The 14,332-nt window shown below is 63.2% G+C and carries 10 protein-coding genes and 1 pseudogene; 3 read left to right on the top strand and 8 right to left on the bottom strand.

Annotated elements, in window-relative coordinates; translation table 11 throughout:
• Positions 1–4: 4 nt before the first annotated feature.
• Both GR328_RS12425 and GR328_RS12420 read right to left on the bottom strand, forming a co-directional pair.
• Positions 5–1,204: an MFS transporter gene (locus GR328_RS12425; protein ID WP_343039369.1), complete on the bottom strand. Its 1,200-nt coding sequence runs from the start codon at positions 1,202–1,204 to the stop codon at positions 5–7.
• Positions 1,205–1,243: 39 nt separating this feature from the next.
• On the bottom strand, positions 1,244–2,425 hold the full coding sequence (locus GR328_RS12420) for an aminotransferase-like domain-containing protein (RefSeq protein WP_246215836.1): 1,182 nt from the start codon (positions 2,423–2,425) through the stop codon (positions 1,244–1,246).
• A 176-nt stretch (positions 2,426–2,601) separates the two neighbouring features.
• Between GR328_RS12420 and GR328_RS12415 the strand changes: the two are divergent.
• Positions 2,602–3,081: pseudogene (locus GR328_RS12415) on the top strand (RBBP9/YdeN family alpha/beta hydrolase); the annotation flags it as partial.
• 15 nt (positions 3,082–3,096) lie between these two features.
• Here GR328_RS12415 and GR328_RS12410 read toward each other — a convergent pair.
• The 5 genes from GR328_RS12410 to GR328_RS12390 form a co-directional block, all read right to left on the bottom strand.
• A complete protein-coding gene (locus tag GR328_RS12410; protein WP_160884836.1) occupies positions 3,097–4,461 on the bottom strand; it encodes an aminotransferase-like domain-containing protein in 1,365 nt (454 codons plus the stop codon).
• A 539-nt stretch (positions 4,462–5,000) separates the two neighbouring features.
• Entirely contained in the window at positions 5,001–5,372 is a 372-nt protein-coding gene (locus tag GR328_RS12405) for a response regulator (RefSeq protein ID WP_160884835.1), read from the bottom strand.
• 36 nt (positions 5,373–5,408) lie between these two features.
• Positions 5,409–6,860, bottom strand: coding sequence for a DUF7125 family protein (locus tag GR328_RS12400; RefSeq protein ID WP_160884834.1), 1,452 nt, complete (start codon positions 6,858–6,860; stop codon positions 5,409–5,411).
• A gap of 164 nt (positions 6,861–7,024) precedes the next feature.
• Positions 7,025–8,398 carry a PAS domain S-box protein gene (locus tag GR328_RS12395; RefSeq protein WP_160884833.1) on the bottom strand — a complete coding sequence of 458 codons (1,374 nt, stop codon included), beginning with the start codon at positions 8,396–8,398 and terminating at the stop codon, positions 7,025–7,027.
• Positions 8,388–8,582 carry a type II toxin-antitoxin system ParD family antitoxin gene (locus GR328_RS12390; protein WP_160884832.1) on the bottom strand — a complete coding sequence of 65 codons (195 nt, stop codon included), beginning with the start codon at positions 8,580–8,582 and terminating at the stop codon, positions 8,388–8,390. Before GR328_RS12390 ends, GR328_RS12395 begins: the two co-directional genes overlap by 11 nt.
• Positions 8,583–8,979: 397 nt before the next feature.
• Between GR328_RS12390 and GR328_RS12385 the strand changes: the two genes are divergently transcribed.
• Positions 8,980–9,861 carry a helix-turn-helix domain-containing protein gene (locus tag GR328_RS12385; RefSeq protein WP_160884831.1) on the top strand — a complete coding sequence of 294 codons (882 nt, stop codon included), beginning with the start codon at positions 8,980–8,982 and terminating at the stop codon, positions 9,859–9,861.
• Between the two features lie 302 nt (positions 9,862–10,163).
• The gene (locus GR328_RS12380; protein ID WP_160884830.1) at positions 10,164–13,325 is read left to right on the top strand and encodes an autotransporter outer membrane beta-barrel domain-containing protein; all 3,162 of its coding nucleotides are present in this window, start codon (positions 10,164–10,166) and stop codon (positions 13,323–13,325) included.
• Between the two features lie 338 nt (positions 13,326–13,663).
• Here the strand turns inward: GR328_RS12380 and GR328_RS28555 are convergent, their stop codons facing one another.
• Positions 13,664–13,948 carry a hypothetical protein gene (locus tag GR328_RS28555; RefSeq protein WP_425487033.1) on the bottom strand — a complete coding sequence of 95 codons (285 nt, stop codon included), beginning with the start codon at positions 13,946–13,948 and terminating at the stop codon, positions 13,664–13,666.
• Positions 13,949–14,332: the final 384 nt, after the last annotated feature.

Genomic DNA, 14,332 nt, shown 5'->3' with positions numbered 1-14,332 from the left:
CTCCTCATGTTTCTGTTCGTGCGGTGTCGTGTTTCGCACCGTTCCTCCGTCTCAGGAGTGCGACGGCACCCAGCGCGACAAGGGCCATGCCGCAGCAGACTCCGATCGCTGTCCGCTCGCCGAACCGTTCGACGACGAAGGCGAACAGAAGGGGCGAGGCGGCGGAGAAGAGGAAGCCCGGCAGCAAGAGCTTGCCGACGTAGGCGCCGTAGGTTGCCGGATCGAACAGGACGAGCGGCACGGTTCCCTGGCCGATGGTGACGAGCCCGTTTCCGGCACCGAACAGGAGGGCGAACACGAAGGCGGCAGCGAGAATCTCTGGCGTCATCGCGCCGACGGCGAAAGAAATCGGCAGCAGCGCCACCGCGATCAGGTAGAGGTTTAGCGGGTGCAGGCGGGCGCCGAAGAGCACCTCACCGAGACGTGCGCAGAACTGGCCGATGCCCCGCAGGGTACCGATGCCGACCGCCGTCGCGGCCGCGACCCCCAGTCCCTCGAGGATGCCGATCATGTGCGCCGACATCGCGGAGCTGAGCACGTTCGTCATCACCACGACGAGGCAGAACAGAAAGGCGGTGACTATGCGGTCCCGGGCGGGTGACTGCCCGGATGATGCCCCGGGGATGGGCTTTCCCGCGGCGCCGGAGTAGCGGTCGCTCGGAATGGCAAGGTAGAGGGGAACCGTAAGAAGCGCGAACCCGGCATAGGCGATGAGGGCGCCGCGCCAGGTGAACAGGCCGGCGAGGAAGAACCCGATCGGCCAGAACACGCTCGACGACAGGCCGCCAAACAGCGTGATCTGGGACATCGGGCGCCGGGCCTCGGGGCCGCCGAGCCGCGCCAGCGCGGCGAAGGCCGCCTCGTACAGGGTCAGGCGCATCGCAAGCCCGAGGCAGACCCAAGAGGCGTAGTAGCTCCATACTCCATGGGACAGCGCCAGCCCGACGCACCCGAGCGCCGTCAGCGCGGAGCCCGCCGCCATCACGGTGCGTCCGCCGTGCTCGTCGATGAGGCGGCCGACGAGCGGAGACGAGAGGCCCATCACCACCAGGGCGGCGGAGAAGCCGCCGTAGACGAGCGTACGGCTCCATCCGAGATCGGCGACGATCATCTCGCCGAAGGCACCGATCAGGTAATAGGAAATCCCCCAGCAGATGAGCTGGCCGAAGCCGATGCAAAGGACGGTCCGACGCTGGATCGACACCGTACGCTCCATGCCGAGGGAACCTGTCGGGTTCCCGTTTCATCGCCTCGTCGGGAGACTTGACCTGATCACCGTGCAGAGGCGGGCGATACCTTCCTCGATCGTCTGCGGATCGGGCAGGGAGAAGCTCAGCCGCAGGGTATTCGCCCCGGATCGATCCGGGAAGAAGGCCTGCCCGGGAACGAAGGCGACGTTCTGTTCGTCGACCGCGCGCTCGAGCAGGCGACGCCCGTCGATGCCCTCGGGCAGGGTGACCCAGACGAAGAGGCCACCTTCCGGCCTCGTCCATACCATGCCGTCCGGCGCGTGACGCTCGAGGGACGCGAGCATGACATCGCGCCGCTCCCGATAGCACGTGCGGGCCGCCGCGACCTGATCATCGAAACGGGCCAGTGCGACCTCGTGCATGGCGACCTGGTTGATGGTGGAGCTGTGCAGGTCCGCCGCCTGCTTGGCGAGCGTCAGCCGGTACAGGAGGGGTTTCGGTCCGCACACCCAGCCGACGCGCAGGCCCGGCGACAGGGTCTTGGAGAAGGTGCCGCAATAGAGCGTGAGGCTCTTCTCGATGGAGCCGCGCCGTTTCTGATCGAGGGCCGCGATCGGCGGCAGGTCCTCGCCGTCGTAGCGCAGGGCCGTGTATGCGGCATCCTCGACGATAAGGCAGCCGAGTTCCCCGGCGATGTCGAGGGCACGCTCGCGGGAAGCGAGGTCGAGCGTCGCTCCCGACGGGTTGGCGAAATCAGGCACCAGGTAGATCAACTTCACGCGGCTTCCGTGGACCTCCGCACTCGTGCGCAGGAGGTTCGCAGTGCCGTTGCCGCTGAGAGTATCGTAGCGCGGCTCGTAGGCGTTGAACGCCTGAAGCGCGCCGAGATAGGTGGGAGCCGCCGTCACCACGGTGTCACCCGGATCGAGCAGGAGCTTGCCGACGAAGTCGAGGCCCTGCTGCGATCCGCAGGTGATCAGGATGTTATCCGGTTCGCAGCGCACGCCCTTGGTGGCCATGTGCTCGGCAATCCACTGGCGCAGAGGCAGGTAGCCTTCGCTGGTCGAGTACTGGAGGGAGGAACGGCCTCCCTTGGCCTGCCCCAGGGCGCGGGCATAGGCCTGCTGGAAGGCTTCCATGTCGAAGAGCGCCGGGTTTGGGATGCCTCCGGCGAATGAGATCAGCCCCGGGCGGTCCAGGAGCTTCAGCAGCTCGCGGATTTCGGACGCAGTCATTCGCGACGATCGCTGGGCCAGCAACGAGGCGGTCGGCGACATATCCAGCATTTGTATCGTCCTCTCTTGATATAAACAATACAAACCAGTGGGCAAACTAAGTCAATATTGCTTACCTAAGAAAGCGACCGCCTCGCCTAGACCCGCCGAGGCGGCCGGTCGAGCCTTTCCAGCTCATGGAGCCGGGCATGAGGGACGGGATCATCCTGCCTGGGATCAACGGAACCGGCGAGGAGCATTGGCAGACCCGTTGGGAGAGGCGGAACCCCACCCTGCGCCGCTTTAGGCCGGACGACTGGGATCATCCCGAGATCGGGAACTGGATGGCGGCCCTCGAGCAGGCGGTGGAGGAATCGAACGAGCCGCCTTTGACCCTGGCCCGCACTCTCTCATGCCTAGGAGGCGCGCTGTGGGCTGCGCGGAGCACCTTGCCCGTGCGGGGTGCCTTTCTCGTCTCGATCCCCGATCCGACGGGAAAGCGCTTGCCCTCCGAGGCGATCGGCTTCGACGAACAGCCCGCGGGTGCGCTTCGTTCCCCGTCCCTGGTCGTTGCGAGCAGCACCGATCCCTTTGGCACTCTCGACGACATGGAAGAATGGGTCCGGCAATGGGGAAGCGGCTTCGGCAATTTCGGCGCGCTCGGGCATGTCAATGCCGCGATCGGATGGCCGTCAGACCACGGCCTCCTCAGGATTGGCGATGAGGCTAGCGATCGTCCGCAGTGCGCGTTCAAGGTCGGTCCGTCCGAGCGGCGCCAGGACGCACAGACGGATGCCGCCGACCCCGGACCCTTCCACCACCATCGAGTCCGGCGGAGTGAGGCGGACGTGGTGCTCGGTGGCCCGGCGCGCGAGCTTTTCGGCTTCCAGCATCGGCATCGGCAGCCAGACATGGGGCGCTCCCTCGGGCATGGGCAGGGGCGGGAGGTCGATGATGTCGGCTGCGAGCTTGAGCCTCTCCCGTGCCTCCGCCTTCAGGAACTCGGCCGCCGAGACGTCGGCGCCCATCTCGATCAGCGCGCATCCGGTGCCGAGTGCGAGCGACGAAGCCCCCCAAACATCCGCGCGCAGCCGCATGGCGACGCGTTTCCGTCGGTCCTTGGGCGGAACGAGGATACCCGCGCGCAGGACGGGCGACAGGATCTTGGAGAGACTGGTGACATAGTAAACCGTCTCGGGGGCGAGGGCCTTGTAGGTCGGGGCGCCTTTCGTGCCATAGAAGCCGTAGATGTCGTCCTCGACGATGAAGGCCTCGTGCTTCCGGCACACCGCCAGGATGTCCTTCCGGCGTTGGAGGCCGGTCTCGAAGCCGAGGGGATTCTGGCACACGGGCGTGGTGTAGACGATCCGGCACTTGCCCTGCCCGAGCACGCGGTCGAGGTCGTCGGGGAGCATGCCCTCGTCGTCGTACCGAACGGGAAGCACCGTCATGCCGAGGACCGCGGCGGCCGTCATGACGCCGTTGAACGTCGCCCCTTCTGTCGCGACTGCGGGCGAGAGATCGGCGAGGTCGGCTAGGCAGAGGGAAATGCCCTGTTGCGCGCCGACGCACAGGATAAGGTCGTCGGGCGCGAGGCCTTCGAGCCTCCCCCGGCCCAGCCATTCGGCGAGCGTCGCGCGCTGGTCGGCCGGCCCGGTCAGGCTGGCATAGCCGCCATTCGGCAGCCCCGCGACATAGCGGGCTGCCCGCTCCGCCGCCGCCGCCATGATTTCGGGTTTCACCACCTGCGGCGGGCCGTTGACGCTTAGGTCGATGACTCTGGCCTCCCGGAACGGCCTCGTGTCCTGCACGAAGGTACCGCGGCCGACCTCGCCGCGGACGATGCCGCGACGGCTCAGGGAGTCGATCGCCTTTGTGACCGTGCCGATGGCGACATCGAAGCTCCTGGAGATCTCGCGATGGGTCGGGAGCCGCTGGCCCGGCTTGATGTTGCCGCGCAGGATGGCGGTCTCGATGGCGTCGGCCAGACGCTCATGCAGTGGGAGGTCGGTATCGGGCAGGGGCAGGTTAACGAGACTCAGGGCTTTGCCGGACAAGAAGAACCCTCTTCATGGGATGGCGTATAGTCGCGTGGATTATATCGGTTGATGGTCGAGCCGACAAATACAATCCATGGGAGTCGGTTCTGTGGCCTTGCCGGTGCCGCTTCATGGTTTCAGGAGGAGGCGAGGCTCTCCCTTGCCTGCCGGATCGGTACCAGGAATGACCCGGCAGCCATGAAGCCTGAGAATGCGTTCTAGCCGTCAGGCGGCTCCGTCTGGTGGCTCTCCGGGCATGTTCCGCAACATGGGTTCGGCGATCTCATGTCCCGTGTCTACGCGCCACCGGTTCTATGAACAGCCCTACCCGATATTCCTGATGTAAGCCCTTGACGATGTAGCACGCGACGGCCGCCACGGACGAATGATCACGGACTGGCGCGCCTGGGGCCCAAGCTCGAAGGCAGTGATCCCCATGGATCCGGGCATTCCAGATAGGACGCGAATTTCGGTGCCTCATGCGGTGCCCACATTTGCTCCAGCGGCTTGGCCTCTGGCTGGATTTCTGGTACTGCGCCGCAGCCGATGCACAGGATTTATGATCCTCTCCGGGCACCAACCGTCTCTACCACCGCCGCAACGACTTTCTCGATCCTGAACGGCTTGTCGTAGACGGCCGCAAACAGATCCGGATGGGCACGGGCAATCGCTCCCTGTGCCCCGCTCACCAGGATAATCGGGATCTGGACCCAATCCGGATTGGCCTTGATCGCCTGCGCCAGCTCCAGCCCGTTCATCAGCGGCATCATGAAGTCGGTCACCACCAGCGCCGGCACCTCCTTGTGCAGCACCTCCAGGGCCTTGCGGCCGTTCGAGGCGGTCAGCACCCGGAAGCCTTCCTCCTCCAGGGCATCAACGAGAATGTCCGTGATCAGAAACTCGTCATCTACAACTAGGATCGTCGTCATTCCCCGGCCCTGCTCCCGCTCAGACAACGTGCCGTCTCAAGAACGGGTCCGGCCGTCCAGCCGGGGCGTACCTTCCAGCGCATGCTCTGAGCCCCCGAACGTCTCCGGAAGGCTGATGCCCTGTCCGCTGATGGCCAGCTCCCGGAACGAAGGATCGAAGGCACTGTCCCGCACCTTCAGGATCGACAGCAATCGGCGAAGCTGCGAGTACTGGTCGACAAAGCGCAGGGTGACCAGGTTGTCGATCACGCTGGAGATCTCAGGCATCGGAGCCATGATCTGGCGGCTGAAGAGATCTGTCAGCTCCCAGGTGCCAAGGGTCGTGACGTTCAAGGCCCGCAACTCGTTCGTGAGTGCGGTAAAGAACTCGACCATGCGGGAAGGCTCCAGCGCAGATCGCTCGAAGCCGCCAAACCCGTCGATGAACAACCGCTTCACCCCACGGCGATGCACCGCCTCAAGGAGCTTGTGCGCAAGCCCATCCAGCAGGTTTTCCGTCGAGGGCTGCCACAGGATCTCCAGGGCTCCAGAGGCCAGCAGCGGGTCGAGGTCCAGCCCGAGGGAGCGCGCCTTGAGCTTCAGGCGCTCCGGTGTTTCGTAGAACCCGAAATGAAGGGCCGGCTCTTCAGGGGTGGACTGGGCGAGGAAGTGCAGCCCCAGGGTGGTCTTGCCCGTGCCGGAGGCGCCAATGATGAGCGTGCCGGAGCCCTGTTGCAGGCCGCCACCCATCATCCCGTCCAGATCGGCCACGCCTGACGTGGTCCGGGCCGTGGTGGGGCTGTCCACCATTGAAGGCTGCCCGAGAACGGCCTCGAGCCGAGGGTAGACCACCACGCCCCGATCCAGGATCTCGAACAGATGGTAGCCGTGCATGGCCTTCACGCCCCGGGACTTGCGCACCTGGAGGCGCCGCGCCGATCGCACACCGAAGACTTCGTCCTTGAGCTGGATCACGCCGTCGACCATCGTGTGCTCGGGGCTGGACTCATCCAAGCGGGAACTGGTGAGGAAGAGCACGGTGCAGCCGGCAAAGGCGGCATGACCCTGCAACTCGGCGATGAAGGTCTTCACATCCAGGTTGCTCTCGGCCTTCTCGCGGGCATTGAGGAGGCCGTCGAGGATGAGCAGGGTCGACTTCGTGCGCCCGATCTCCTGGCGCAGGAGCTTGACGACAGCAGTGAGCCCCTCATCGCGCAGGGTCGAGAAGGCACTCACATAATTGATACCATTACCGAGCTTGGAGGGATCGAAGAACGCCAGGGTCGAGAGATTCTCGAACAGGCGCTCGTGGGACTCGGCGAGGAGGGTCACGTAAAGGACGTGCTGACCGGAGGCGGCGTGGTGGAAGGCGATCTGGTTAGACAGGATGGTCTTACCGGCGCCCGGGTGTCCCTGGATGATGTAGGACGAGCCGGCGACCAGGCCGCCGCGCAGCACCGCATCAAGTCCTTCGACACCCGTCTCAATGCGGGTCAGCTCATGGGGCACAGCTTAAGCTCCTCGAAGATGCTGTCCAAAGGAAGGAACTCCGCCAGAGGCGGAGCCGGGACGGGACGGGACGGATAAGCCTATAGCAGCGATAATCTTGCGCCACCAGAATTGCACTCGATCAATGCCGAGGGACCCGCTGCAAATGGCAGTCCTGCGCCGGGTTACGCAGCCTTGCCCACATGATCGTCCCGCTCGTCCACCAAGGGCGCCTTCAGCTCACACACGACCCCAGCGGGGTCATAGGTGATTTTGACGTCGCCCGCGAGTTCCAGCGCCAGACTGCGCTCGATCAGGCGTGAACCGAAGCCCTTCCGTTCAGGTGATGAAACCGGTGGTCCACCACGCTCCTGCCAGCGAAGGATCAGATGCGGCGGATCATTGGGCTGAACCCGCCACATGATCGCAATCCGGCCTGCCGGAACCGAAAGCGCGCCATATTTCGCGGCGTTGGTCGCCAGCTCGTGCAGCGCCAAGGCCAGTGCCAAGGCCATCTTCGGGGTCAAGCGCACATCCGGCCCGCCGGTCTCGAAGCGGTCACGCTGGTAGGGCGAAAGGGCCTCAGCAACGACCTGCGATAGGCTGGCCCCGTCCCAGTTTTCGCGTGTGAGCAGGTCGTGCGCCTTGGACAGGGCGAGCAGGCGCGCCTCAAATGTTTCACGTACCGCGTCGTCCGATTGCCGAGAGCTGAGGGTCTGCTGCGCGATCGCCTGCACCGTCGCGAGGATGTTCTTCACCCGATGGTTCAGCTCATGCACCAGAAGACGTTGCAGGCGCTCGGCCTCCTTGTGCCTGGTGATATCGCGAGCAATCTTCGATGCGCCGACAATCCTGCCTTGGGTATCCTTGATCGGGGAAATCGTCAGCGAGACCTCGATCAAGCTGCCGTCCTTGCGCTGGCGGGTGCTCTCAAAGTGCTCGACGCGCTCCCCCCGGCGAATACGTGCGAGGATCCTCTCCTCCTCGTCCTGCCGGTCTTCGGGAAACAGGATTGTTATTGGCCTGCCAATGATCTCCTCGGCCCTGTAGCCGAAGAGCCGTTCCGCTCCTGCGTTCCAGCTTGTGACGATGCTCTCAAGGTTCTTGCTGACGATGGCGTCGTCCGACGATTCGATGATGGCTGCAAGCCATCCCTCGACCTCCTCCACGCGCTTGCGTGCACTGATGTCGCGGAAGTAAACGGACAGCCCGCCATCGCGGGTTGGGGAGATGCTCAGCTCCACCCACTGATGCAGAACCGGAGACACCACTTCCAGGCGTGCGGCTTGACGCTCCTGCATTGCCGTCAAGAACGCCTCATAGGGTTCCGATCCAACTGCCGCCGGGAACTCCTCCAGGAAATGCTTGCCGATTAGATTCTCGCGGTTGCGGCCCCAGCGTTCTGCCGCTGCGCGGTTGACGTAGGTGAAGCACCAGTGGCGATCGATGGCAAAGAAGGCGTCGGCAACGCTCTCCAGGATTTCGAAGCTCTGCTCGCGGGTCGCCCCAAAGGGGGTGTTCCCGGCTCGTTTTTGCTCCGTGGGGGGGTTACGCGGCATTGCGTGACCTTACGGCAGGTGTTCCGCCCCTGTGGTCACTCCGACGCTCGTGATCGTCCAGGAGCCGCAGGGCCGCGCGCACCACCTCGCTGGCGCTGCGGTATCGTCCCGAGGCCACCTTCGCGGCAATCATGGCTGTGAGCTCCGGGGTTAGCGAGGCCGTGATGATCGATTTCGAGGGCATGGGAGCAAGATCGGATCGGGTAAGAAAAGTTAATATCCTTGTAGGCTCGATCTGCAACTTCCGCAAGGAATCGGAAATCATCGCGGCATCCAAAGCCTGAAATTGATCCTCAGGAGGACGGCAGGGAGCGGACGTCGCCACGCCCACGCTTAACGGCAGAGCTTGACCTATAGCGGACCCGGTAATTGCCATACAAAATCCGCGGTCGTGAATTGGTCGGGGCTCGAGTCCATGATCCCCGTGCATGCATGGGGCGCAGGAGGAGAGATTTAAAACGGTATCTTCCAGGTCTATTCTCCTAAATCGGTACCAAGATCGGGTATGAATGCGGGGCGCCTGAGCCTCGTCCTCAACAATCTTGCGGGGAGCTTGGATGTCGCGGGGAACAGATCCTACAATGATCGGAGAAAACCACTCGTTCTGCCGCAACAATATCCATAATTTGGTTGACGCCATTCCTCCAGGCGCAGGTCCGCGTGCCGCAACGTTCCGCGGCAGCGCACTTTACTCCCTTCGATCGCCTGGAGAGCAGACCTTTCTGACCAAAGAACACTGCGCAGCCATCGTGCTGTCTCCCTGTCCAGGAATGAGCGCAGCCTTTGAAAGCGATCGATTGCATCAGTTCGATGCGCCAACGGGGATGCTCGTTATCAGCCCTGCGCTGACGGAAAGTCGAACGGCTTGGTCCTCGCGCCGCGAGAATGTCGTTGTTGGTCTGACGCCAGCCAGTCTGCTGGATCTCGCCGCGCACGAGTTCGATCAAGGTGCGGTGGACTTGCATCCGATCGCTTTCGGCAGGATCGACCCGACTGCGCTATACCTGGGCAGAATGTTGAAATCGGAGCTGGCGCGGGCGGAGCGGGCCAATGAACTCTATATCGATTCATTGGTCACGCAGTTCGGCATCCATCTCCTGCGCAACTATGCGGGGCGTACCAAGCCTTCGAAGACGCTGGGAGGCCTCTCGGCCGGTAAAGCAAAGAAGGTGAAGGAATACCTGCATGAGAATTATGCCAGAAAGCTCGCGGTGGCTGATTTGGCTGCGGTCTGCGATCTGTCGGTCGGATATTTCATTACCGCTTTCACGAAAACTTTCGGGCTGCCGCCTCACCAGTACTTGATCAACTTGCGACTTGCCTCAGCGGAGCGGCTGCTGATGGAAAGCGACATGAGAATTTCCGAGGTTGCGTATCGCACCGGCTTCTCAAGCCAGAGCCATCTCAGCGAGGCGATGCGTAAGTACCGCCGTGTGAACCCCTCACAGATCCGACGCGGTTGATCGCTCGTATCTCGCGTGTGGCGCATTTGCGAGCCGTTAGGGCAGTCGGTGAACGCCATATTGCACACGCTGGCAAGTCCAAACGGACAGCCGACTGCAGAACAAGCTCATGACGGCCTCTGTGGCCCACATGCAACATGAAGCCGGTAAGCCACTGGCGCAACGATCGCGTTCAGTAGATTTCTGAACGTTCCCGAATTTCCTGAAAGACGTTCATACCGAATTCGCAGTAGGCCAGAATTCCTTGTGGCGGCCCTTTTGCGTCGCTTTGTGCGAGATTCATTTCCCTGCGGAAACTTCCCATGAACCATACTGTTTACAGGGCCAGCTTTGTCGCTGCCCTCACTGTTGCCCATCTAACGGCAGCGCACGCTCACACTACCTCGATCGGCTACGAGACAGTCGCTGCGAACGCCCTGACGTTCTGGTATGGGACGTACCATGACCCGAGTGAGGCATCCGCCCCGGAGGGCTCTTTCCGCCTTGTCGGCCCTGGCGGAATCCCGATTGATTCTCCATGGACGCAATACACCACGACCAAGCCTGGTGGACTGAAGGACGGGGATACCAATTTCTATTCCGCCGACGGCCTGGACGCTCTGTATCCCACCAACGTCGACGGCCGCACCGTGCTCACGTGGCAGGGAGCTGCGTTCACGAATCTCGCCCCAGGCAAATACACGTTTACCTATATACCGATCGCGAATCCCTCACAGGCATGGGCTCCGATCAACGATGCGATCCTCTCGAGCACGGTCACGTTGATCCGGGCCGATCTTGCGGCTCCGGGCTCGCCGCGCATTGACGCCGGAGAGACAGTGACTCAGGCTGATCCTGAGGCGACATCGGATCCGGTCATCTTTGATGGCGGCACACTGAAGCCTGCGACGGATACCACGATCAACCAGTATGTCAGTATCACGAGCCCTGGAGGCACGATCGACACCAGCAATGGCGACGTGACACTGACCAACGAGATCGACGGGCGCGGTACTCTCACCAAGACCGGCGATGGCACTCTCTTCATCACCGGCAACAACACGAACACGGGTGGCCTCAATCTCAATGGTGGAGCAGTCAACGTTGTCTCCGACGCAAATCTGGGCGATCCGTCCGCAGGGTTGACCTTCGATGGTGGTACTCTGCAGCTCGGATCCAGTTTCGAGATAGCGTCTAGTCGACCCATCACACTCAATGCAGGTGGCGGGACGATTGACACGCAGGCGAACTCCACAACGATCTCTCAGAGCATTGCGGGACCGGGCGGCCTGACCAAGACCGGTGCCGGAACGCTGACGCTGTCCGGGAACAACACCTACGCTGGAAACACGACAATTGCACAGGGCGGCATCCTGCTCACGGGCTCGCTTGTCAGCGACGTGTCGATCACCCCGGCAGGGACGCTCCAAGTGGGTGATGGCACCACCGCTGGTGACCTGACGGGCGCAGTCGCCAACAACGGCACGCTCATCTTCAACCAGCCGGCCGATTACGACTACACGGGTGCGCTCTCCGGCACAGGATCGCTCGTCAAGTATGGCCCTGGCGTGCTCACCTTGAGCGGCAACTACACCTATACGGGCGCGACGGTGATCCGGGGAGGCACGGTGGATCTCGCCACGACTCTCGATCCCAGCACGGATCTCGTTGCGGATGCCGGCACCTTCGACCTCGGCAATCGTGATCAGACGGTCGCAAGCCTGTCTGGCACCGGCGGCACCGTCGCGTTGGGAGGCGGCACCCTGACAGTCAACCAGGGCACCGACACGACCTTCGGCGGTGACCTCTCAGGTACTGGTGCCTTCGTCAAGAGCGGCACCGGTCAACTCACCTTGACCGGCGACAGCTCATTTGCCGGCTCCACGCTCGTCGATGCCGGCACATTGTCCGTGAACGGCTCGCTGGCCAACTCCGCCCTCACGGTTGACGCGGGCGGCACTCTCGGCGGCAACGGCACTGTCGGCAGCATCATCGCTCAAGCGAACGGCGTCGTTGCCCCGGCAGGTGACGCAATCGGTGTCCTGCGGGCAGCCGGGCCTGTCACTTTCCAGTCACGCTCGATCTATCAGGTCCATGTCAACGCGGCTGGTGAGAACGATCGGATTGTAACAGGCGGACCGGCAGTCCTCAATGGCGGCACGGTGCAGGTGTTGGCAGCGCAGGGCAACTATGCGCCCATGACGACCTACACCATCCTGACCGCAGCAGACGGTGTGAGCGGCCGGTTCGCCGGGGTGACTTCAAACCTGGTGTTCCTTGATCCGACGCTGAGCTACAGCGCCGACGCCGTTCAACTGACAATGTCGCGCAACAATATCTCTTTCGCAGATGTCGCGCGGACGCGCAACCAGGTAGCCGCGGCGGGCGCAGCGGAGAGCTTGGGTTTTGGAAACCCGGTCTACGATGCGGTGGTCCAGCTTGACGAGAGCACAGCCCGCACGGCTTTCGACCAGCTCTCCGGCGAGATCCACGCATCGACCGCCGGCGCGCTTTTTGAGGAAAGTCGTCTGGTGCGCCATGCGGTCCTCGATCGCCTTGTCCAAGGGACGCGAACGGTATCCGTCGCGGCCGCCTATGCTGCCGATCTGCCAGTGGAGCAGGCCCCTAGCCTCATTCCAGTTCCGGCCACACTGGCGCCGCAGTTCGGCTTCTGGGGCCAGGGATTCGGATCCTGGGGTGAGGCCGAGCGGACCGCCAACACCGGGAAAGCGGAACGCTCCATGGGCGGCTTCCTGCTCGGACTTGACGGTGGTGTCGGTGATACGTGGCGTGTAGGCTTGGCTGGTGGTTACAGCTCGAGCACGGTCGATCTTGATGCCCGCCGCTCCTCGGCTTCGATCGACAGCTATCATGCAGCGATCTATGGCGGCACGAACTTCGGCAACTTTGCGCTGCGTCTGGGCGGAGCCTATGCGTGGCACGATCTTGACACCACCCGCACGGTATCCTTCCCAGGCTTCTCCGACGTGCTGCGGGCCGACTATCGAGCACGCACCGGGCAAGTGTTCGGCGAACTCGGCTACACCTTGAACCTTGCTGCGGTTTCGCTGGAGCCCTTCGCGGGGCTGGCCTATATCAACATCGACAGTGACCGGTTCCGCGAGCAGGGCGGCGCAGCGTCTCTGACCGGACCCGGCGCCAGCCAGGACGTGACCTACTCTACACTCGGCCTGCGCTTTGCCTCCACCCTCGCCACGTGGGAAACGACGGCTCTGACTGCGAGAGGGATGATTGGCTGGCGGCATGCCTTCGGCGACGTTGACCCGACCGCGCAACTGGCCTTCGGAGCGGGCTCGCCGTTCACAGTCGCGGGAGCGCCGATCGCCGAGAATTCCTTGGTAATCGAGACCGAGATCGGCATCAATATCGGCACCAGCATGACCATGGGTGTGTCCTATGACGGTCAGTTGGCCGAGGACGTCCAGGACCACGCCGTCAAGGGAAACTTCACCGTTCGCTTCTGAGCAGGCAGAGTTTTGCTTCTTTGCAGGCGCGGCTCACACGCCGCGCCTGCGCTTCTTCTTGAGGTGACAGGACAATACCAATCCTCTCAGGTGTTCATGTAGGTCTTCGCAGGTCTCCTCCGGCTGACTCAACGACCATCGCTCAGGCATCACTGGCGATACTGCCGCGAGGAGCTTCCATTCCACGGGAGAGCCTCCCTCCATCGCGGGTGTCGCATCCGCCTTCACGGTAGCCGCTCCACGGCTCGGGAGTACTCTCTCTATGGAAAATTTCATCTGGCGGTTCGGCACACGCATGGCGCCGAAGGACCGGAACGGGTGGCACATAGCCTGTAAATCTATCGGTTCAGCGTGGAGATCAGATACGTCCTTGATCGATCAGAAAGGTCAGAATCTGGCGCGTTTCGGAAGGAAATCCAGTTTCTGTAAACGCTCGACGAGCGGACCTTCGTGATGGTCTGCCGTTGCTTGTCCCACAGCACCGGCACCATGGCACGGCCGCTGATGGCGGGGTCCGCCTTGGTGTAGATCTCATGCAGATAGGTGGCTCCATTGGGTTCATGCCGGTTCGACTCAGGATGGTCGCCGAAGCGCCAGCCCTGATTGGTGAGAGCAGGCTCCACCCGGGGAACGGAGATCGCCTCCTCAAGGCCCTTGAGCTTGCGGGCGATCAGGGTGCGCGATGCCCCAGGGGCAAATCAGGGCGATTTGCACTTTGATGCGGGATGGGTGGATGACATCCGCGCGCCCGCACCCGCCCGATGTGCGGCTCGGATCCGTGATGGGACGCCGCGGCGATTCACGAGTGCGGATACCCGCAGCCGGAGCGGCGAGCAGGCCGGATGGAGGCGGAGCTCAGTCCCTGCCGTCTGCGCCGGCTTACAGGGCGTGCCGCTGGCCAAGGGGCGCGCAGACCAGGATGGCCCGGCGTCGGTACGCATGAGGATGAGACAGGGAAGGCATGATCAGGCTCCGAAAGGGCTCCGCACGCGGATGGCGCGCGAGCC

The organism is Microvirga makkahensis (genome assembly GCF_009830105.1).
GTDB classification, from domain to species: Bacteria; Pseudomonadota; Alphaproteobacteria; order Rhizobiales; family Beijerinckiaceae; genus Microvirga; species Microvirga makkahensis.
This window is presented reverse-complemented; position numbering and strand designations above follow the sequence as displayed.

Bases quoted from the DNA above. Each gene is read 5' to 3' on its own strand.
- GR328_RS12390 (WP_160884832.1), bottom strand. From the start codon at position 8,582: ATGCCCTCGAAATCGATCATCACGGCCTCGCTAACCCCGGAGCTCACA.
- GR328_RS12385 (WP_160884831.1), top strand. From the start codon at position 8,980: ATGATCGGAGAAAACCACTCGTTCTGCCGCAACAATATCCATAATTTG.
- GR328_RS12420 (WP_246215836.1), bottom strand. From the start codon at position 2,425: ATGACTGCGTCCGAAATCCGCGAGCTGCTGAAGCTCCTGGACCGCCCG.
- GR328_RS12395 (WP_160884833.1), bottom strand. From the start codon at position 8,398: ATGCCGCGTAACCCCCCCACGGAGCAAAAACGAGCCGGGAACACCCCC.
- GR328_RS12405 (WP_160884835.1), bottom strand. From the start codon at position 5,372: ATGACGACGATCCTAGTTGTAGATGACGAGTTTCTGATCACGGACATT.
- GR328_RS12380 (WP_160884830.1), top strand. From the start codon at position 10,164: ATGAACCATACTGTTTACAGGGCCAGCTTTGTCGCTGCCCTCACTGTT.